The sequence below is a fragment of the Ruegeria sp. HKCCD9138 genome (assembly GCF_057220975.1).
The window spans coordinates 286,616-307,169 of record NZ_JBWVAZ010000005.1; the positions used below are offsets into that span (position 1 = coordinate 286,616).

At 56.6% G+C, this 20,554-nt stretch carries 17 protein-coding genes and 1 tRNA gene; 7 read left to right on the top strand and 11 right to left on the bottom strand.

Annotation, left to right across the window (positions count from 1 at the left end; all coding sequences use genetic code 11):
• Nucleotides 1-39: 39 nt before the first annotated feature.
• The 3 genes from AC2TEL_RS11660 to AC2TEL_RS11670 all read right to left on the bottom strand — a co-directional run bounded on the left by AC2TEL_RS11660 (nucleotide 40) and on the right by AC2TEL_RS11670 (nucleotide 4,443).
• Nucleotides 40-1,440 carry an FAD-binding oxidoreductase gene (locus AC2TEL_RS11660; protein ID WP_480843948.1) on the bottom strand — a complete coding sequence of 467 codons (1,401 nt, stop codon included), beginning with the start codon at nucleotides 1,438-1,440 and terminating at the stop codon, nucleotides 40-42.
• A 94-nt stretch (nucleotides 1,441-1,534) separates the two neighbouring features.
• Nucleotides 1,535-3,328 (bottom strand): gamma-glutamyltransferase, encoded by a 1,794-nt coding sequence (ggt, locus tag AC2TEL_RS11665; protein WP_480843949.1) that lies wholly within the window; start codon nucleotides 3,326-3,328, stop codon nucleotides 1,535-1,537.
• 128 nt (nucleotides 3,329-3,456) lie between these two features.
• Complete coding sequence (locus AC2TEL_RS11670; protein WP_480843950.1) at nucleotides 3,457-4,443, bottom strand: 2-hydroxyacid dehydrogenase; 987 nt, start codon at nucleotides 4,441-4,443, stop codon at nucleotides 3,457-3,459.
• A 138-nt stretch (nucleotides 4,444-4,581) separates the two neighbouring features.
• On the opposite strand from AC2TEL_RS11670, the gene AC2TEL_RS11675 reads away from it, so the two are divergent.
• Entirely contained in the window at nucleotides 4,582-5,103 is a 522-nt protein-coding gene (locus tag AC2TEL_RS11675) for an SH3 domain-containing protein (RefSeq protein WP_480904070.1), read from the top strand.
• 223 nt (nucleotides 5,104-5,326) lie between these two features.
• A tRNA-Gln gene (locus AC2TEL_RS11680) sits at nucleotides 5,327-5,401 on the top strand.
• A gap of 377 nt (nucleotides 5,402-5,778) precedes the next feature.
• Here AC2TEL_RS11680 and AC2TEL_RS11685 read toward each other — a convergent pair.
• The 4 genes from AC2TEL_RS11685 to AC2TEL_RS11700 form a co-directional block, all read right to left on the bottom strand.
• Complete coding sequence (locus tag AC2TEL_RS11685) at nucleotides 5,779-7,500, bottom strand: carbamoyltransferase C-terminal domain-containing protein (protein WP_480904072.1); 1,722 nt, start codon at nucleotides 7,498-7,500, stop codon at nucleotides 5,779-5,781.
• 70 nt (nucleotides 7,501-7,570) lie between these two features.
• The gene (locus AC2TEL_RS11690; RefSeq protein ID WP_480904074.1) at nucleotides 7,571-9,406 is read right to left on the bottom strand and encodes a carbamoyltransferase family protein; all 1,836 of its coding nucleotides are present in this window, start codon (nucleotides 9,404-9,406) and stop codon (nucleotides 7,571-7,573) included.
• Between the two features lie 4 nt (nucleotides 9,407-9,410).
• On the bottom strand, nucleotides 9,411-9,560 hold the full coding sequence (locus AC2TEL_RS11695; RefSeq protein WP_480843954.1) for a DUF5989 family protein: 150 nt from the start codon (nucleotides 9,558-9,560) through the stop codon (nucleotides 9,411-9,413).
• Between the two features lie 18 nt (nucleotides 9,561-9,578).
• Nucleotides 9,579-10,076, bottom strand: a complete 498-nt coding sequence (locus tag AC2TEL_RS11700; RefSeq protein ID WP_480904077.1) for an SxtJ family membrane protein — start codon at nucleotides 10,074-10,076, stop codon at nucleotides 9,579-9,581.
• A gap of 576 nt (nucleotides 10,077-10,652) precedes the next feature.
• Here AC2TEL_RS11700 and AC2TEL_RS11705 point away from each other — a divergent pair.
• Nucleotides 10,653-11,825 carry an SGNH/GDSL hydrolase family protein gene (locus AC2TEL_RS11705; RefSeq protein WP_480904080.1) on the top strand — a complete coding sequence of 391 codons (1,173 nt, stop codon included), beginning with the start codon at nucleotides 10,653-10,655 and terminating at the stop codon, nucleotides 11,823-11,825.
• Between the two features lie 178 nt (nucleotides 11,826-12,003).
• Here AC2TEL_RS11705 and AC2TEL_RS11710 read toward each other — a convergent pair whose 3' ends face one another.
• Complete coding sequence (locus tag AC2TEL_RS11710) at nucleotides 12,004-12,906, bottom strand: LysR substrate-binding domain-containing protein (RefSeq protein ID WP_480904083.1); 903 nt, start codon at nucleotides 12,904-12,906, stop codon at nucleotides 12,004-12,006.
• A gap of 95 nt (nucleotides 12,907-13,001) precedes the next feature.
• Between AC2TEL_RS11710 and AC2TEL_RS11715 the strand changes: the two genes are divergently transcribed.
• Genes AC2TEL_RS11715 through AC2TEL_RS11730 form a run of 4 tightly spaced genes read left to right on the top strand, consistent with a single transcriptional unit; the run spans nucleotide 13,002 to nucleotide 17,564 of the window.
• Nucleotides 13,002-14,177 (top strand): pyridoxal phosphate-dependent aminotransferase, encoded by a 1,176-nt coding sequence (locus AC2TEL_RS11715; protein WP_480904086.1) that lies wholly within the window; start codon nucleotides 13,002-13,004, stop codon nucleotides 14,175-14,177.
• A complete protein-coding gene (locus tag AC2TEL_RS11720; protein ID WP_480843959.1) occupies nucleotides 14,174-14,329 on the top strand; it encodes a hypothetical protein in 156 nt (51 codons plus the stop codon). The genes AC2TEL_RS11715 and AC2TEL_RS11720 overlap by 4 nt, the downstream gene beginning before the upstream one ends.
• Nucleotides 14,330-14,340: 11 nt before the next feature.
• On the top strand, nucleotides 14,341-16,530 hold the full coding sequence (locus tag AC2TEL_RS11725; RefSeq protein ID WP_480904088.1) for a dehydrogenase E1 component subunit alpha/beta: 2,190 nt from the start codon (nucleotides 14,341-14,343) through the stop codon (nucleotides 16,528-16,530).
• On the top strand, nucleotides 16,527-17,564 hold the full coding sequence (locus AC2TEL_RS11730; RefSeq protein ID WP_480904091.1) for an ACP S-malonyltransferase: 1,038 nt from the start codon (nucleotides 16,527-16,529) through the stop codon (nucleotides 17,562-17,564). The genes AC2TEL_RS11725 and AC2TEL_RS11730 overlap by 4 nt, the downstream gene beginning before the upstream one ends.
• A gap of 43 nt (nucleotides 17,565-17,607) precedes the next feature.
• Here the strand turns inward: AC2TEL_RS11730 and cuyB are convergent, their stop codons facing one another.
• The 3 genes from cuyB to AC2TEL_RS11745 form a co-directional block, all read right to left on the bottom strand.
• Nucleotides 17,608-18,300, bottom strand: a complete 693-nt coding sequence (cuyB, locus tag AC2TEL_RS11735; RefSeq protein ID WP_480904093.1) for a cysteate racemase — start codon at nucleotides 18,298-18,300, stop codon at nucleotides 17,608-17,610.
• A 29-nt stretch (nucleotides 18,301-18,329) separates the two neighbouring features.
• Nucleotides 18,330-19,343, bottom strand: a complete 1,014-nt coding sequence (cuyA, locus tag AC2TEL_RS11740) for a D-cysteate sulfo-lyase (protein WP_480904096.1) — start codon at nucleotides 19,341-19,343, stop codon at nucleotides 18,330-18,332.
• A gap of 392 nt (nucleotides 19,344-19,735) precedes the next feature.
• On the bottom strand, nucleotides 19,736-20,554 hold the full coding sequence (locus AC2TEL_RS11745) for an ATP-binding cassette domain-containing protein (protein ID WP_480904098.1): 819 nt from the start codon (nucleotides 20,552-20,554) through the stop codon (nucleotides 19,736-19,738).

Below are 20,554 nucleotides of genomic sequence, written 5' to 3' on the forward strand. Positions count from 1 at the left end.
CTTCCTTGTGGCCGGAACACGCAGAACTCTGGAACAGAGTCAGGGCAATATCTTGCCGGGATTCATAATGTCATCAGGGTCCAGCGCCACTTTGATCGCTGACATAAACGCCGTCGCTGCGCCAAGCTCTTTCACCAGATAAGGCCGCTTGCCCTGACCGATTCCATGCTCTCCGGTGCAGGTTCCGTCCATCGAAATTGCCAGATCGTTCAGCCAGCCAACGAATTCCTCGGCTTTTGAGACCTCATCCAAATTCTCCATGTCGATCAGCAACAAGGTGTGAAAGTTGCCATCGCCGACATGCCCCACCACAGGGGCCAACAGGCCAAGTTTTGCCGCTTTTTCCTGCGTCTCTGTCACGCATTCGGCCAAGCGCGAGATCGGAACACATACGTCAGTTGATATACCGCGCGCACCGGGACGTAATTGCAGGCAAGCCCAGTACATATCGTGCCGAGCTTGCCACAGCTTGTTGCGCTCTTCGGTGGTCGACGTCGCGGCGAAATCGGCGCCACCAAACTCCTCGGCGATCTGGCCAAAGGTTTCGGCCTGCTCGGCTGCTCCGCTTTCCGATCCATGAAATTCAAGCAGCAATAATGGCGTTTCCGGCAGGTTTAACCCGGAATAGGCGTTTGCTGCCACTACCGACATCTCGTCCAGAAGCTCGATCCGCGCCACCGGGATGCCGTATTGGATCGTCATCATCACCGCCTGACAGGCCGCATCAACCGTCGGAAAGGAGCAGCGGGCCGAGGTAATCGCCTCGGGGATGCCCTGCAGGCGCAGCGTAAGTTCCGTGATAATACCCAGCGTACCTTCGGCCCCGACCAGAAGTCGGGTCAGATCATAACCGGCCGACGACTTTTTGGCCCGATGCCCGGTCCGAATGATCTGGCCATCCGGCATGACGGCTTCCAGGCTCAGGACATTGTCTTTCATCGTCCCGTAACGCACCGCGTTCGTGCCAGAAGCCCGCGTGGCCGCCATTCCCCCGAGCGAAGCGTTGGCACCAGGGTCAATGGGAAAAAACAGGCCCTGATCACGCAGATGGGTGTTCAGGTCCTCTCGCGTGACACCGGGTTGCACGACGCAATCCAGATCACCCGGATGAACGGCCAGCACCTTGTTCATCTGGCTCAGGTCGACCGAGATGCCGCCCGCGGGGGCATTCACATGCCCCTCGAGCGAAGTGCCGGTTCCAAAGGGTATGACAGGCACCTTGTGGGCGGCGCAGGTTCTGACAATTTCGGAAACTTCGTCCGTCGACTGGGGAAAGATGACCGCGTCGGGGTGTTGATTTTCAATCCATGTCGTGGTGTGGCCATGTTGTTCGCGTATCGCTGAACCGGTTTGCAGTCGGTCGCCAAATCGCTGTTTGAGGATTCCGATGGCCGATTCTATTCCCGCCTCGTTTCTCGGCAAAGTTGTCGCCTGCACCATGGCTTTCCTCCCCCAGCTTGACATCAATTGCGGCCATTCGATCCATGACTAAAAGGCCCGTCGTGTCGCGGCAATACCCACAATCCCTGAGGGCCTAGTCGCCAAGCGCAATCCCCTCGCGCCGGGGATCGGCGCCGCCTTTCAGAACGTCTCCGATCTCGATCGCATGCAGGCCCGAAGTCAGGTCGCGCGGGTTTACTTCAAACCCCATGGCGATCAATGCATCGCCATGTCCTTCTGCGGCGGTGTCGAGTTCCAGATCATATGTGCCGAAACGGTTGACCAGGTGCGGTACCATCAGAGCCTGTTGGACATTCATACCCCAATCCGCCCAGGCGATGATCGACTTGGCCACATAGCCAATAATGCGACTGCCGCCGGGCGATCCGATGGCCAAGACCGGAACGCCATCCTGCAGCACAATCGTCGGGCTCATCGACGAACGCGGGCGCTTGCCGGGCTCAAGCCTGTTCGCGATTGGCACCCCGTTGGAATGTGTTCTGAACGAGAAATCCGTCAGTTCATTGTTCAGCAGAAACCCGTTGGTCATCAGCCGCGAACCAAAGCCGTTTTCGATGGTGGTCGTCATCGACAGCACGTTTCCATAAGCATCCACGATGGAGATATGGGAGGTCGACGGCAGTTCGAGCGATTCATCATCCGCCCAGTTCAAAGCATGATCGAATTCGGGATTGCCAGGAACAACCTCTGTCAGCGCACCGTCTTCCGACAGCAATGCGCCACGCTCGGACAGATAATCCGGATCGACCAGGCCTTTGGTTGGCACCGGAACAAAGTCGCTGTCTGCCATGTACCGACCACGATCTGCAAATGCCAAACGCGAGGCATCGCCGATCAGCCGCCACGCTTCCACGTTGTCCGGTCCCATCGCGGCAAGGTCGTATCCCTGCAACATTCCCAGTATCTGCCCGACTGTCAGAGCCCCGGACGAGGGCGGCCCCATGCCACATACTTCATAATCGCGATAAGCCGCGCAGACCGGTTCCCGCTCGATCACTTGATAAAGCGCCAAATCGGTTCCTGACATAACCCCGGGATTACCGGGCGCATTGCGCACCGTATTGACGATACCGGCTGCGATGTCCCCGCCATAAAACCCCGCTGCACCTTCCATAGCGAGCGTTCTGAGCGTTTCAGCATATTGCGGGTTCGTCAGCCTTTGCCCCTGTGAAAGGGGCTGACCATTCGGCAAGAAGTAAGCGGCGGTCGCCGGAAAGCGCGACAGCCGCTCAGCGTCATTTTCAACAAGCCCGGCAAGGCGCGGTGAAACAAGGAACCCATCATCAGCCAGTCGGATTCCGTCTTCGAACAGCGATGGCCACGGGCTGCGGCCCCAACGTCTGTGCGCCTCTTCCAGCAGTGCCGGAGTCCCCGGCGTGCCCACGGACAGCCCGCCGACCACGGCATCGAAAAATTTCAGTGGCTCACCGTTTTCATCCTGAAACAGCGTCGGCGTTGCGGCCAGTGGCGCAGTTTCACGCCCATCCAAGGTGGTCAGAGTGCCACTTGCCGCGTCAAACCAAACCAGAAACGCTCCGCCGCCCAGGCCCGAGGATTGCGGCTCAACCAGTCCCAGCACGACCTGAACGGCCACCATTGCATCCGCTGCCGTACCGCCTGCCGCCAATATGCGGGCACCGGCTTCGACCGCCAGAGGGTTGGCCGCAGCTACCATCCAGTTCTCGGCCTCTACCGGTTTACCTGCGGCCTTGGCCTCCAACGCGGCGATGACCTGATCCGTCAGCGCCTCAAACTGCCCTTCCGTCGCGCCTTCCGGTGACACGGCATCGGCTGTCTCCTGCGCCAACCCGGGTACGGCAAACATGGCGCTGCTCAGCAAAACTCCTGAAATCCAATTGGCACGCATGTGCTCCTCCTGCTTCTGAAATAACACAATTCTGACATCCACACGTGCGCTTACAAGCGTCTTGTGAAACGCCGGCCATGGTCACGAAATATTGCCATCTGACCGAAAGCCAGAAACCGTCGAGGGCTTTACAGCATCGCCGGCACGACCTGATCGGGTGGGCGATGACCGTCTTCGAAAGTCTTGATGTTGATGATGACTTTCTCACCCATCTCGATCCGGCCTTCCAGCGTGGCCGACCCCATGTGGGGCAGCAAAACAACGTTGGGCATCTGCCGCAACCGCGGATTCACGTCGGTTCCGTGTTCATACACATCCAGACCGGCGCCCGCGATCTCACCAGCGCGGATCATGCGCGTCAGAGCGTTTTCGTCTATGACCTCCCCACGCGAGGTGTTCACGATCACGGCCGAAGGCTTCATCAACTTCAATCGCCGCGCATTCATCAGGTGAAACGTCGATGGGGTTGAAGGGCAATTGACCGAGATGACATCCATACGCGCAACCATCTGGTCCAGGCTTTCCCAATAGGTTGCCTCCAGTTCTTCTTCTACTTCGGGCCGCAGCCTGCGGCGATTGTGATAATGCACTTGCATCCCAAATGCACTGGCGCGTCGCGCAACCGCCTGACCGATCCGGCCCATACCCAGAATTCCAAGTCGGCGACCACCTACGCGCCCGCCCAACAAAGCTGTCGGCGCCCAGCCCGTCCAATCGCCCTTCTGCATGAGGCTCAAGCCTTCGGGGATACGCCGTGAAACCGCCAGGATCAGCGCCATGGTCATGTCCGCCGTGTCATCCGTCAGCACTCCGGGCGTGTTCGAAACCAAAATGCCGCGCTGTCGGGCCGTTTGGACATCGATATTATCAACGCCTGCCCCATAATTGGCGATCAGGCGCAGTTTCTCTCCGGCCTGACCCAATATCCCACCGTCGATCGTGTCGGTTATGGTGGGCACCAGCACATCGGCATCCTTGACGGCAGCCACAAGCTCGTCGCGGGACATTGGCGTATCATCGTCGCGCAGGCGTACATCGAAAAGCTCACTCAACCGGGTTTCAACGGCTTCTGGCAACCGTCGCGTAACGACAACACTCAGACGTTCTCTTGGCACCTCAGCCCTCCTACTGCTTTGCAAACAGTCGCGCGCCATGGCATCGTGGCGCAGGAACAGGCGGGGCACAAGAACCCCATGTGCATTGACGCAACCTTTTTTCGAAACACGATAAACAGGCATAAGAGCAGGCAGGCAGTGAGTGCTACTTTTTCGGTGAAACGCCGCGGTTTGGCGCTGATTTCCGCGTTTCTGGTCGCGTTTGGAGCCTTGACGGCGAATGCGCAGGAAAAGCGCGGGCCGGTAACGAACCTGCCCCTGCCACGATATGTCTCGATGAAAGCTGCCGAAGGCAACGTCCGTCGCGGACCGTCACTGACGCATCGAATCGACTGGGTCTTCAAGCGGCGCGGCATGCCGCTGCAAATCACCGCCGAATACGGCAACTGGCGCCGGGTTCAGGATCGCGACGGCGCCGGAGGATGGGTTCACTATGCGCTGCTTTCGGGTGTGCGCACGGTTCTGGTCGAGCCCGACTTGCTGCCGGTCTACGCAACTCCCGACCCCAGCTCGCAAGTCAACGCGCATTTCGAAACCGGCGTGGTTGCACGATTGGGGAGCTGCACGATGGAATGGTGCCGAATCTCAGCCGGCGGTTACCGTGGCTGGACCCAGAAAACCAATCTTTGGGGTGTCGACCCGTCGGAAATCCGCGAGTAAATATCCGCATCCTCTGATTAATGGTGCGGCGGCGGCGGCTGAAACGTCAAAACCCCACAAAACTTAGTGTTCGCACACCCGACCCGCAGGCCAGGGACATCCGATCTGAATCGCGCAAACCGGTCAAAACAATGTGGTCGAGATAATTTGCAAGTTCCCCTGATTTTTTGTCCAAAAAGCTCTTGAACCCGGAAAGCAACAGTCGTAGACAGCCGCTCACCGTTGGGGTGTAGCCAAGTGGTAAGGCAGCGGTTTTTGGTACCGTGTATCGTAGGTTCGAATCCTACCACCCCAGCCATAAATCCTTATGCCTTAACGTAGATGGATTATTATTGATCCCCTTGAAGCTATTCATGGTGATTTGAAACCTCAGATCCTCAGGCCATCAATTCACGGTTTGATATCCGCAATATTTGAAGACAGTCTTCGGCACTCGTAAGATGGCGGTTTTGCCAGGGGTGACGCTTGTGTTTCAATTTGGGAAAGCGCCATCGCAAAGTGGATAAACGACGGGTTGGCTTGCAGTGCTCGACCGCATAGATATTTGGTATTCCCGGTTCCCTCACCCCACCACAGGGCAAGGTTCGTTGAGAAAACCGGGCCGCGATCTGCAATGATCAGGGCTCGTTCAAATCAATCCTTGGATAAACGGAACTCTGGACAGGACAAGGCCGGTCAAGAAATCGGTCGTCGGAAGCGGTAGAAAGACAGGCCTGCCACAACACCATCCAGACCAGCAGATCGTGCATAGTTGTAGAGGTCACTGGTTGTGTTGATGAACCCTGCGCCTTGAAAGTTCAACGACGTGTTACACAGAACTCCGCAGCCAGATATCGCCTTGAATTCACGCAGCAAATTGTAAAGCATCGCATTTTGACTTTGCGTGACAGTCTGAACTCGCGCGGACCCGTCCAAGTGAGTCACCGCCTTCAATTTCGCGTCGGTCACTTTCGAAAAATGAAGCATGTAGGGCGATGGGCCTGACCAATCGAAGTGTTTGGACACGTCCTCTTCGAGGCATACTGGCGCAATCGGCGCATTCAAAGCGCGGCCCTTGATCCTGTTCAGCCTGTCGCGGGTTTTTGTGTTGAACGGAGCGGCAAGTATCGAGCGATTGCCAAGTGCCCTGGGGCCGAGCTCACAGTTCCCAATGGCCCAACCAATTATCATTCCGTCATTTAACGCGTCCGCTACCTCGCGCAAATTAAGTTCACTGGACGTTACATCCTCCATTTTGCAACGGTCGTCACAAAACGATTGTCCTGAGTACACGGTCCAATCCAGCTTGGCCTTACCGGTGAAATGGCGCATCGCATCGACCGCCGTTCCAATGGCGCTGCCAGAGTCGTTCGTGCAGGGAGGGACAAATACATCGCGAAAAAGCCCGCTTTCGCGCCAGCGTGTATTCCAGTCGCAGTTCAACCCACACCCGCCCGATATTAGCAGCGGGAAGCCTTCCGTCATATGGGCTTCGGCGAAGTCAAAAAACACCGAGAATATTGCCTGAGAGTATTTTGCGGCCAGGTTTCGGAACCTCTGTGTCTCAACGCCAATGTTGTGGAACGGTGACGTTTTGAGATCATCTTTCGATAACTGATCGACTGCCAAAGGTTTACTCAAAAGGTAATCGATCAGTTCCTGGGCTTCTCCGTCAGTTTCCGCGACATTGCCGAGCGCGCTGGCCGCCATCAACCTGCCTGCGTCGCCTTTTCTCGCCGCCCGACTGGAGGAAGAGAAGCTCGGGTCGGCAAGGGCATAGAGAAACGAGAATTTTTGGCCGGGGTTGGTCATCACTCGACCAAGGTGGCGAATCTTCAAATCACTGCCGATTTGATAAAAATCTCCCAAGGAGCCTTCCCAAACCAACACATAGCAGGGTTCGCTTTGTTCATGCGGAGACATCGCATAGGTGGCCCAGATGTGCGACCGCTCGTGCGTTGAAGAGTAGTAATCAATCGATTTTCCGAAGAACCTTTTGACCTCTACGACTTCGGAACCTTTTCCGACCCCAAAGTACCCGGCACCCGAGCGCTTTGTGTGGTCGACGCCCGTGTTTGACCATCCGCTTAACGCCAAGACATCCGGAATTTTGTCAAACCACGATGCTGCATTGATGAGTGTCTCTGGATTTACAGGTGCATTTCGGGGAAAACTGTCTTTCTCAGCTTCATAGGCGAACAGTAAATTCTGCCGGCTTGCATCAACACCGGCGGTAGAGCCGTCATGGCCAGAATTGATTGAAAAGATCCTCATTACTTTAAACCAGAGTTTCGCCCATTTCTTTGCATCGACCGTCCAATTGAGTTTTGCTGACCTTTCATTTCTTTCCACAACACCACTGAGCACCCCGGCATAGTGCTGCACTTTCCCAAATCCGCCCAGTTCAAACTTTCCCAACTCAACAAACAAAGAGTTTCGACGTCAACTTAGGGCACTCATTTCCTGTGTTGAAAATCACCAGCACATTCTAGTCCAACTCATATTTTTCTTCATAGTTTTCAGCCAGATCCGGATTTTGTTCTTCCTTGCGGAGAAAGGCATTACCGACCACCAAAACTTCGATCCCTGTTCCCATGAAACAGCGAAAAGCATCCTCTGGCGAGCAAACGATCGGTTCGCCGCGAACATTGAACGAAGTATTTACGATCACAGGACAACCCGTCAGCTCTCGAAACGCATCAATCAACGCGTGGTATTTGGGGTTCGTTTCTTCATGTACAGTCTGAACGCGAGCCGAATAATCCACATGGGTAATCGCTGGTATGTCAGAGCGTTTCACGTTCAATTTGTCGATCCCAAAAAGGCGGCTCTCTTCATCAGACATTTGCCGGCGGATATTCTCGTTCACGTCGGCCACAATCAACATGTACGGGCTATCGTAATCGAGGGCGAACCAGTCACTCACGTGTTCCCGCAACACAGAAGGCGCAAATGGACGGAAACTCTCGCGGTATTTCACCTTCAGATTCAAGACTTTCTGCATTGTGGGTGAGCGCGCGTCGCCAAGGATCGAACGTCCGCCCAATGCTCGCGGACCGAATTCCATGCGCCCCTGAAACCATCCGACCGCTTTTTCCTCTGCCAGGGCTTCGGCCGTTTTCGCAATCACCTCATCGTCGGTGAGGATTTCGAACCTTGCACCAACCTTTTGAAGCTGCGCAGCGATGTTCTTGTCGTCGAACGACGGCCCTAGATAGGCCCCCTTCATCGCGTCTTTGGGGCGAACGGTTCGCGGCATTTTCATTTCGCTGTGCCAAGCCCCCAGGGCTGCCCCCAATGCACCGCCCGCATCGCCGGCCGCGGGCTGAATCCAGATGTCCTGGAATGCGCCATCGCGCAGGATTTTACCGTTGGCGACACAGTTCAGTGCCACGCCCCCCGCCATGCACAGGTTTGGGCAATCGTATTCCTTGGCCAGCGCTCGGGTCATGCGCAAGACGACATCCTCGGTGGCGGCCTGCACCGACGCTGCAATATCCATGTGAAACTGCGTCAGGTCGTCGGTTTCGGGTTTCCGTACAGGCTGACCGAAGAGGTCCGCGAATGCCTGATTGGTCATCGTCAGACCGTGCGTGTAATTGAAATATGATTGATTGAGCTTGTAGGAACCGTCTTCTTTCACATCAATCAGGTTATCCAGGATCAGGTTTTTGTATTTTGGCTCACCATATGGCGCGAGGCCCATAACCTTGTATTCACCGGAATTTACCTTGAAGCCGGTGTAATAAGTGAAGGCGGAATAGAGAAGCCCAAGCGAGTGCGGGAAATGTATCTCCTTGTCGATTGCAAGGTCGTTTCCATTTCCCATCGCTACGGTGGTCGTCGCCCATTCGCCAACACCGTCAAGAGTCAGCACTACGGCCTGTTCGAAAGGCGATGGGTAAAAGGCACTGGCCGCATGGCTGAAATGGTGTTCGGAAAACATCAACCGATCACCGGAAAAGTCCTTTTCCAACCGACGAAACTCGCGCACCAAGAGATCCTTGAGAAACAATTTTTCGCGCAACCAGACCGGCATTGCCTTGCGAAACGAGTTGAACCCTTTGGGTGCTGTGGCGAGGTAGGTTTCAAGTAATCGTTCAAACTTGAGAAACGGTTTGTCGTAAAATACCACATTGTCAACGTCAGCGAGTGAAATTCCCGCTTCGGAAAGTACATACTGCACCGCGTTTTGCGGGAACCCTGGATCGTGCTTTTTTCTGCTGAAACGCTCTTCCTGCGCTGCGGCAATGATTTCACCGTCGTCAATGAGAGCTGCTGCGCTGTCGTGGTACAGGGCAGATACACCAAGTACGTAAGTCATGTGATTAGAACAATGTGTATATGAAAGGTGCGACTGCAGATCCCTGGCTCAGGACTATCAAAACTCCAAACAGAGCCAACACAAGCATCACCGGAAAAAGCCAGAACTTTTTGCGTATTCTCAAGAAAGCCCAAAGTTCAGATACAAAAGACATTTTTAGATTTCCCTAAAACTAGAACTGGTTGTTCATACTGCCTGGAAGGTCCGTGCGTTTGATCCAGTAGGATTCTGCGTCCGGGTCGAGTTTCTGACCCAGAAGATCTTTGCCAAAAAGCCGCAAGAGACCCCCAATCGTGACGAAAGTCGTTAGAAAAACGAGGGCCATTACAATCGGCGCAATGATCGCACCCAGCAGTAATCCGAACTTGAACCATAACAAATTAAGCCACTTCAATTTCGACGGCGCAACAAACGCCATACATAGGAATACCAAAGAAATTGCGGCAGCCCAAATCCGCACACCCCCGTCGCCCGTCAATGGCCACAGTGCGATAATGGCGAAAACAACGGCAAAAACCAGACCGAAGCTGCGTTCGGAACCTATTTCGACGTCCACTTTGGCTTCGTGATCAGACAAAACAACGATCTCCCGAATTCGACTAGAAATGGACTCTGAAAATTGACGAGCAATAACTCTGGTCAGCCGAGAAAACCCGCTCAGACGAGGCAACTACATGCAACTCCAGGCCATGAACTTGCCCTTTCTACCAGACTTGTTCACGTCGATGTTTTTAGGCCAGGTATTCAAGACCAACCATTGCAGCCAAAAACTCTTTCAGAAATTGGATACTCAAACCATCTTGAACAACTTTAACCCTATTTTTGTTGCCAGATCAAATTACAGAAATAATGGCACCCGAGTTTACGGACAGTTTTGTTTCCGCTTGGTATTTTGTTTCCTGGCGCGACGCTGGTTAGATTGAGCTGCCTGTATAACCGGTCTGCCAGCCCAATTCTGAACTGTCGAACAACTCCTCCTGGTCACGATGCACCTGGATTGCGGGGCACGAACGGCAAGGAAACAAAAGGCCACACGGCGCCCGTGACGATTTGAACTGGGGATCGATGGCGTTTCCATCGCCTTCCCAAGCATTGCATCCGCGCAACTTATGCAGAAACCAATTTGTCGGCAATCGCCCATAGGCTAATGTAGCATTGTCGGTAAATAGCATTCCCGAGCGCCGCATTGACTGCAACGACAGGTCTTACCGCGGTATGCATTCGGGACGTAGGGACAAAACAAATGATGGCAGCGTTGAGAATTTTCTTGATCAATGTGCTTGTTGTGGTGGGGCTCTACGGGATCATTGAAATTGCTGTCTCGACATATGTTTTCCTCTCAAACGGGCAAACGGTCTGGGTAGCAGAGGACGCGGGCAGGACCGTCCAATTTGATCCGGTCATGGGATACAAGCTGACAGAGACACCTTCGCGGTTTATCCGGATCAATGACGGTGTTCTGAACTATGTGGGTACGTTCGAAGGTAACGCTCAGGGGTTTCCTGACCGGGACGATTTCGATGCCCAACGAACAACGCCCGAACAGCGCGTCTATGCGGTTCTCGGCGATTCATTCACGGCTGGAAATTTTCTATCTCACAATTGGCCCGACAGAACCGAAGACCTTCTGAGGGCGCAGGACGAGGATGTCGTCTTACTGAACCTTTCAGGTGATGGTTGGGGGCTTGGAAACTGGGCGAGCATTATCGACGGAATGCTGCAGCATGATCCATATGAGATTGATGGCTTGATCTTTGCGGTTTGGACCTGGGACCTTGCGCGCTCGTTCCGGTATGCGGACTTCAGAAATCAGAAACGCCGCGCTGCATCGCATGTACCAGGATGGAAACTGGACGACCGCCCCAAAGACCTGGCAGCGGCAATGGAGACACTGAATGGCACGGGTCCTGAGCAATCATGGATCGTGTCCTCGGAAGAGTTCGATGAGGTGCTTCGCGGCAAACAATTGTCCGAACCCGGCTGGGGCCTGGTGATTTTCGACCGGGTCAAGTCACTGCTCAGGCCAACCGTTCAGCAGTTTCGCAGGGCACGGGATGGCGAGGGCTGGGCAGAGCGAAAAGGCTGCGTGGGGGAAAACGACCCAGACCGGATTGCAATTTTCGATTCCATCAAGGCCTATGCGCAGGACCGCGATCTGCCCATCCTTGTTGTCTATATCTGGAGCCGTGAGGGGTTGATCGACGGGGCGGTCAATACTGACATGTGCCGGAGAGAGAACGCGCGCGAGTTTGCCGAACTTATTGGCGCTGAATTCGTTGACGGCGGCGATGCTTTTGCCGGCATTCCTAAAGACCAGCTCAAGCAGCTTTGGCTTCCCAATGACGGCCATTGGGGTCAGGGCGGCTCGGATGTTTTTGCGGGTTTCATGGCTGGAATTCTAGCCCACAACTGGCCGTGAAACGCGACAAACAAGTGTAAGTGTCTCAGAATTGGGAGCGCCCCCCGTTCCATTGAGCTCATCAAAGGCAAGTTAACGTGTAACACTGTGCCAGTTGGGCCAGGGCCCATTTGTCGGCTGTTTTCATCGCTGCAGCCGACATCAACTGGCTTTCAAATTGGTTTCTGAGCATACCCAATCAGGTTCCCGCTCGCGCCTGCTTGCTGATCCAATCAGAGAACAACTGCACCGCTTCATTTCTTTGTCCCGCCGGAGAAACGATGTAGTAAGCGCTGTTTGACGTGTTGTTCAATTGACCCACTTCCAAAAGCGCACCAGAAGCAAGTTCCGCCTCGATCAAGTAGGACGGCAGAATTGCGGCACCCAACCCGGTTACCGCACCGGCGATCAACATTGAGAATTGATCGAAGCGCAGACCGGGAAAGACTGCGCGGCTATCAACCCCCAATTGTGCGTGATAGGTCGACCAGAGATCTGGCCGGGACGTCAGATGCAAAAGCGGCAGGTCAAAGATCGACGCAGACGATTGCAACCCATCCCCGCCGAGCAATGTCGGCGAGGCCGTCACGATCAGGTTTTCCGGGAATAATCTGCGCAACTTTGCGCCCGGCCAGTCGTCGAGGCCAAAGTGAATGGCCAGGTCGATGCGGTGCTCTTCAAGGCTGAATGGCGTTGTATAGGATTGCAATTCCAACTCGATTCCGGGGTGCAGCGCTTTGAACTTCGGCAGGCGTGGCACCAGCCATCGTGTCGCGAAGGTGGGAAGCACAGCCGCACTCAGCAGGGATGCACCGTCGCCTGCAGCAATTGCCCGACTGATCGTTACATTGAGGCGTTCAAGATCGCCGGCAAGTTCGTCGCGCAGTGCAAGTCCTGCCTTTGACAGGCGTACAGCGCGGCCCACGCGGCGAAACAATGCCACGCCCAAGGCCGTTTCCAGTTCGCGGACCTGACGGCTGATGGCGCTTTGGGTTACGCCGAGTTCCTCAGCCGCCATGGTATAGCTTTCGAACCGCGCGGCGGCTTCGAAGCTACGCATTAATGCAAGGGACGGCAGGGCGTTGAATTTCGACATGGTCATTTATGAGTTTTTATCACTAATACGATACTCATTCGCACCTTTTTCTCAAGTTACTTTGTCGATAAAACCGGAAACCAGCTACCTGAGGAGTGTTCATGTCGTTCCAACGCGCCGCCCGTCTGGACGGGATCGAATTATCCGAAATCGTGCAGATTTCGGAAGCCGCCTCACGACTGCGCAGCGAAGGGCGCGATATTGTCGCTTTGTCGACCGGTGAACCAGACTTGCCGACCCCGCCATATGTGGTCGAGGCCGCGCATCGCGCCGCGAAAGAGGGCAAGACAAAATACCCGCCGACTGCCGGAGTGCCTGCATTACGGACCGAAATCGCCAAGCAGGCCGGGGCCGACGCGGCACAGGCAATTGTCTCGACCGGTGCAAAACAGGTGATCGCAAACGCCATGCTGGCAAGCCTGAATCCAGGAGACGAAGTCGTCATGCCAGCGCCCTATTGGACCAGTTATTCGGACATCGTGCGCATGGCGGGCGGAGTACCGATCGTCTTGTCCTGCCCGATGGAACAGGGTTTCAAACTGCTCCCTGAACAACTGGACGCCGCAATCACCCCACGGACCCGTTGGCTGATGCTGAACACGCCGTCAAACCCCTCGGGTGCGATCTACACAAAGGCCGAGATTACGGCTTTGGCCGCTGTACTGGCGCGCCATCCACATGTCTGGGTGCTGGCGGATGAAATCTATCGCCATCTCAGCTATGTGCCCTTCATCTCGGTTGCCGAGGCTGCGCCGGAACTGGCTGATCGTATGTTGATTGTCAACGGCGTTGCCAAGGCATGGTCCATGACGGGATGGCGCATCGGCTGGGGCATCGGGCCGGTTGCCCTGATAAAGGCCATGATTGCTGTGCAAGGGCAGGTCACTTCAGGGGCCTGCTCGATCTCGCAATGGGCCTCTCTCGCCGCAATCACCTGTGACCCAAATCTGCTGGATGACCGCCGGGCCCTGTTTGCCGCCCGCCGCAACCTTGTCGTTGCAAGGCTGAATGCCGTTCCCGGTCTGCACTGCGCGGCACCGGATGGAACTTTCTATACTTTCCCTTCCGCCACCGGTTTGCTGACAGCGCAGGGTGGGCCGTTCCGCACCGATGCAGAGTTCTGCAACTGGGTGCTGGAAGAGGCCGGCGTTGCACTGGTTCCCGGCCGTGCCTTTGGTCTGCCCGGGCATTTCCGTCTTTCTTTTGCGTATGCCGAGGATACGATTGCGGCGGGTCTGGATCGATTGAAGACCGCCGTCGAAAGGAAACTTGCATGATGCCAGAACCCTTTCCCGACCTTGGCCCGCTCACATGGGACGACCCGTTCCCGTTTGACGACCAGTTGGACAAAGACAAAAGCATGGTGCGTAAAACCGCTCATGCCCCGTTATTGACCCGAACGCCGGCGAGGCTTCGGACAGATGCATAAAAGAGGCTGACATGGATCGCGCCACCATCGTTCACGACAATTTCCTGCGCCGGGTCGCTGCAGGAGACTTGCCCTCGGGCGCCTCCCCGTCGGGTCCGCTGACCGGGCCGCAGGCTGTCGCACTCTATCGTGCACAATGCCTCAGCCGGGCACTGGACCGACAGAGCCGCGCCATGCAGAAAGCAGGGCAAGGTTTCTACACTATCGGATCCTCCGGGCACGAAGGCATGGCGGCAATCGCAGCCGCACTGCGTCCGACCGACCCGGCGTTCCTTCACTATCGCGATGCCGCGTTTCAGATAGCGCGCGCCGATCAGGTGCCGGGGCAGAGTCCGACCTGGGACATCCTGTTGTCCTTCGCCTCATCCTCCGAAGATCCGATCAGCGGCGGACGTCACAAGGTTCTGGGGTCCAAGACCCTGTGCATTCCGCCGCAGACGTCGACCATCGCCAGCCACCTGCCGAAGGCAGTCGGTGCTGCCTATGCCGTCTGTGCAGCACGTCGACACCGACCTGAACATGCAGACATGCCCGAAGACGCCATCGTCTATTGTTCGTTCGGCGATGCCTCGGCCAACCATTCCACCGCGCAGGGGGCGTTCAACACCGCGCAGTGGACATCTTATCAATCCGTCCCGCTGCCACTGTTGTTTTGCTGCGAGGATAACGGGATCGGAATATCCACCAAGACTCCAAAGGGGTGGATTGCATCGACGTTTTCGAACCGGCCGGGGCTAAAGTACTTCACTTGTGACGGGCTGGACATCTTCGAAACCTTCCGCGTCGCGCAAGAGGCTGCAGCTTATGTGCGCAACCGCAGAAAGCCCGCGTTCCTGCATGTCCGCACGGTACGCCTTTACGGTCATGCCGGGGCGGACATGCCAACGACTTACATGCCCAGGGCCGAGGTGGAAGCGGAAGAAGCAAACGATCCCCTGCTGCACTCCGTTCGCCTGCTTGAACAATCCGGGGCCATGTCGCCGCAAGAAGCATTGACTGTCTACAACGACACCTGCGCCCGGGTGGCGCGCGTGGCGGAACAAGCCGTAACCCGACCGCGTCTTCAAACCGCCAAGGACGTCATGGCCAGCCTGATTCCCCCGGCGCGCGCCTGCAAGCCAACCAACGGCCCCACGCCAGAGCAGCGAGCCGAAGCCTTTGGCAGTGACTTGAAGGCGCAGTCAGAACCCCAGATTATGTCGCGACTGATCAACTGGGCTCTGACAGACCTGATGCTGGAACATGGCGAGATCGTCATGATGGGCGAGGATGTCGGCCGAAAAGGTGGGGTCTATGGCGTAACGCAAAAGCTTCAGGCGCGTTTTGGCCCGGACCGGATGATCGACACGCTCCTTGACGAACAGTCGATCCTGGGGCTGGCCATAGGTATGGCGCAAAACGGTTTTACACCGATACCGGAAATCCAGTTCCTGGCCTATCTCCACAATGCCGAGGACCAATTGAGAGGTGAGGCCGCCACCCTGCCCTTCTTCTCGAACGGGCAATACACCAACCCGATGGTCGTGCGCATCGCAGGCCTGGGTTATCAAAAAGGGTTTGGCGGTCACTTCCACAATGACAACTCGGTCGCCGTTCTGCGAGACATTCCGGGTCTGATCCTGGCGTGCCCGTCAAATGGCGCTGACGCCGCGCGGATGCTGCGCGAATGCGTTCGGCTGGCGCGCGAAGAACAGCGGTTGGTGGTTTTCCTTGAGCCCATCGCGCTTTATCCGATGCGCGATCTTCACGAGGCTGGCGACAACGGCTGGATGATGACTTATCCGGACTCTTCCGAACGGATCGGGTTTGGTGAGGTTGGCGTGGATGGTGATGGCGATGACCTTGCCATCGTCACCTTTGGTAATGGCGTCTATCTCAGCCATCAGGCGCGACGAGCGCTGGAGGCCGACGGGATCAAGACGCGGATAGTAGATATGCGCTGGTTGTCACCTTTGCCCAAGGACACCCTGACTCGGGCCGTGGCCGGAGCCAGGCATATTCTGATCGTGGATGAAACCCGGCACCATGGCGGCGTCGCCGAAGCACTGATGGCGCATTTCCACGAAACAGTCGACGTACCGCTGGCCCGCATCACGGCCGAGGACAGCTTTATCGCAACGGGACCGGCCTATTCCGTGACGATGCCGTCGAAAGACAGCATCGCAGCCGCCGCGCGATCCTTGTTGGAGGCCGACACATGAGTTCCGCCAAACAAACGGCCGTCGTCATCTGCCCGGGCCGGGGCACCTACAATAAACCCGATCTTGGCACCTTGGGGCGGCATTTCACCGACAAGGCCCTTTTGGCCCATTTCGACGAAATGCGTCGCGCGCAGGGGCAGGACAGCCTGAGCGATCTGGATGGCGCGGCGCGCTACTCCATCGCCAGACATACCCGCGGCGACAATGCGTCGGCCCTGATCTACGCTGCCACGCTTGGAGATTTCCGCGCCATCGACCAAAGCCATATCGAAATCGTGGCTGTAACCGGAAACTCGATGGGATGGTATTCGGCCTTGGCTTGTGGTGGGGCTTTGTCGGCCGAAGCCGGGTTCGAAGTGGTCAACACCATGGGCACGCTGATGCAGCAAAGCCTGATCGGCGGGCAGTTGATCTACCCGTTTTCCGATGCCGATTGGCGACCGGACCCGAAGCGTAAGTCCGAACTGCTGGCTCTTGTCGATGACATAAACAACTCGCACGCAACCTTATCTCTGTCGATAGACCTCGGGGGGATGCTGGTGCTGGCCGGGGACGAAGCCGGACTGTCCGCTTTCGAAAAGGCTGTCCCTGTCGTGCAGGAACGGTTCCCGATGCGACTGGCCAATCATGCCGGGTTCCATTCGCACCTTCAGGCCCCTGTTGCGGCCATGGGTCGTGCGCGGCTGGCAGCAGACCTGTTCCGGCAACCGGACCTGCCCATGATCGATGGTCGCGGCCAGATCTGGTGGCCCGGTGCCTGCGATTTGGACGCGCTTTGGGATTACACTCTGGGCCATCAGGTGACCGAAACCTATGACTTTTCGCATGCCATCGCTCAGGCCGCCCGCGAATTTGCCCCGGATCTGTTCATCGTAACTGGCCCTGGCACCACATTGGGCGGAGCCGTGGCACAGAGCCTGATCCTGTGCGACTGGGATGCGCTGAAAGACAAATCGTCGTTTCAGGCGCGCCAGGCCAAAGACCCCATGCTGATTTCCATGGGGATGAAGGAGCAGCGCGTTCAAGTGGTTTAGCCTGCCGTCATCCCCTGTAGGTTTCGATTACGTCATCCAACCATCATGCAACAAAATGGTCTCGGATAGCTTCGGCCAGTACATCAACAGTGTCGGTGACGGGTACGGGCACCTCCAGCGTGGTCGCAATCAGCGAGAACTCGGAACACGCGACAATCAAATGCGCGGCACCAGCCGAAACCAGATCAGAAGCGGCACGGGAAAGAATGCCCACAGCCTTGTCGGTCGGTCCGCTGGCTTTGATGTCCTTGATTGCGGAAAGCAGCTCGTCTGGCCGCTCTGGCCAGATTGCCACCAGGTCATGTCCTTTCAGTGACGGATCAAACACCTCCGCCTTCTGAATTGCTGGCGAGGCCAGAAAGCCCACCCGGCTTCCCGCTGGCAGATTTTGCGATACACGCGCGACGGAAAGCTCCACCATGTCCAGAAACGGTACTGTCAATTGGTCCGTGATCTGAGGCAAATAGTGATGCGCCGTGTTGCAAGGCATCGCCAGCGTCGTGACCCCCGCCTGTTGCAGGCGCCGGGCCATGTCGATGAGAACGGGCGCAGGGGACGGGCCGGTCCCTTCGATCAGATGGGCAATCCGGGACGGAACCTGAGGGTTCATATCGATCAGAAGCGGCAGGTGATCCGAGTCGTCCTGTGCATCGATGATCTGCAAAACTCTTTGCTGTAAAAGAATTGTTGCCTCTGGCCCCATTCCGCCCAAAATTCCAACCACTTTCCGGGTCATGGTCGATCTCGCGTCACTGGCGACACCCCTCAGATTTCGACCCAACGATCAGTGTTATCGAAGGCAAAATCGTATCCGAACAGGCCAACCGAACCGCCGGTGTGCAAAAAGACCACTCGCTCTCCGGCAAACGTGCCCTTGCGCGCCAAATCGATCAACCCGGCTGCGCCTTTGGCGGAATAGACCGGATCCAGCAGGAGGCCTTCAAGCTCGGCAAACAGGCGGATCGCTTCGATACCGCTTTCTGTGGGCAGGCCATACCCCTCTCCGACATAGTTCGTGTTGGCCATCACATCCTCGCGCTTGACGACTCCCGCGCATCCCAGCTTCTCGGCCGATTTGCATGCCAGATCATAGACCATCTGTTCTTGCTTGGGCTGCGGTGCGCGGGTTCCGACGCCCAGCACAGGGATCTGCGCATTCATGGCACTCAACCCGGTGACAAGCCCGGCCTGGGTGCCTGACGAACCTGTCGCGTGAACAATGCGGTCGATGACCAATGCTTCGTCGTTGGCCTGACCCACCAGTTCCATCGCGCAATTCACGTATCCCAAAGCCCCGGTCGGGTTCGAACCGCCGCCCGGAATAACATAAACGTTGCGCCCCTTGGCTCGCATCGCCTCGGCGGCCCGGTCCATCTCGGCCACCATGTCATGACCACCGGGAAACTTCTCGGTCGTGGCTCCGTGGAGGTGATCCAGCAGAACATTACCGTTTCCGTTGTAATTGGCATTGTTATAGCCGGTGCGGTCTTCCAACAGGACGTGACATCCCAGACCCAGCTTGGCGGCAAAGGCCGCCGTCTGGCGCGCGTGGTTCGATTGCGTCGCGCCCTGCGTCATGACCATGTCCGCGCCTTGAGCCAGAGCCTCACCCATCAGGAATTCCAGCTTGCGGGTCTTGTTGCCACCCGTCGACATGCCGGTGCAGTCATCGCGTTTGATCCAAAGCTCGACGCCCAACTCTTCTGACAGGCGTTCCATCGGCTCAAGCGGTGTTGGCAAATGGGCAATATGTACGCGGGGGAAGCGGGAAAGGTGCATGCTGGATCCTGTTGGCCTGTTTCTTTGCGCAGCAGTATCCACTGTCTGCCATTTCAAACAAGGGCTTGCTTCCTGCATTCGCCCGGAAAATACACTGGCGCATCGGGGAACCGGGGAGACTTTGGCGTCTCAACCCTGCCTTCCGACCCGGCGTGCCTCGCTTGCGAGTTTCTACAGGCGTCAATCCGAACTAAGTCCGGACGGATTCAACCAGTGAAGGGACCGAGGAACGGGATCATCCAAACCGTTGTTGACGACCAGGGTCTTTGAACTCAGCACATCGGGCGGTTCACCAAACAGAAGGATTTGGTAATTCCACAGAACAGCGGCCGGGGACAGAAGCGGCCTGATTGCAAATCGGACCGGTTCTATCCCAATCTGCAACCTGTCCGTCAGACCGTTCCGCCCAGACTGCCTTCCAGTTCAACCATTTCCTGCCCACCGGCCATCAGATCCTGAAGCTCTTCGGGCGAGATCTGTCCCCGCTGTGCCGTGCCGAGCGTCTTGCCGCGGTTCAAAACAGTGAATCTGTCGCCAACTGCCAAGGCATGCCTGACGTTATGCGTGATAAACACCACGCCGATGCCTTGCTTGCGCACCTTGTCGATTGTCGCCAGAACATTTGCGGTTTGGCGCACACCCAGGGCCGAGGTCGGTTCGTCCAGAATCAGAACTTTGGCCCCGAAATGCACCGCCCTGGCAATTGCGACGGTTTGACGTTCACCGCCCGACAGGGTGCCTACCGCCTGATCCGGACCGCGCAAATTGATCCCCATTTTGCGCATTTCGTCCATTGTCACTTCGTTGGCATATTCATGGTCGAAAAACTTCAACGGACCAACCTTGCGCAAGGGCTCGTTGCCCATGAAGAAATTGCGGCTGACCGACATCAGGGGAATCATGGCCAGATGCTGGTGCACCGTGGCGATTCCCGCAGCAATCGCATCACGCGGGTCATCGAAATGCATTGGTTTGCCTTCGAACAGGATTTCCCCTTTGGTGGGTTGATGCACACCGGACATGGTCTTGATGAATGTCGATTTACCCGCACCGTTGTCGCCCAACAGGCAGTGGCATTCGCCCGGATTGACATTTACCGACACACCGGCCAGTGCGATGACGGCGCCAAAGTGTTTTTCGATGTCCCGCATCTCGATGATCGGGTCGCTAGCGGCCGGGTCACCATGGTGGAATTTGGTATCTTCGGTCAT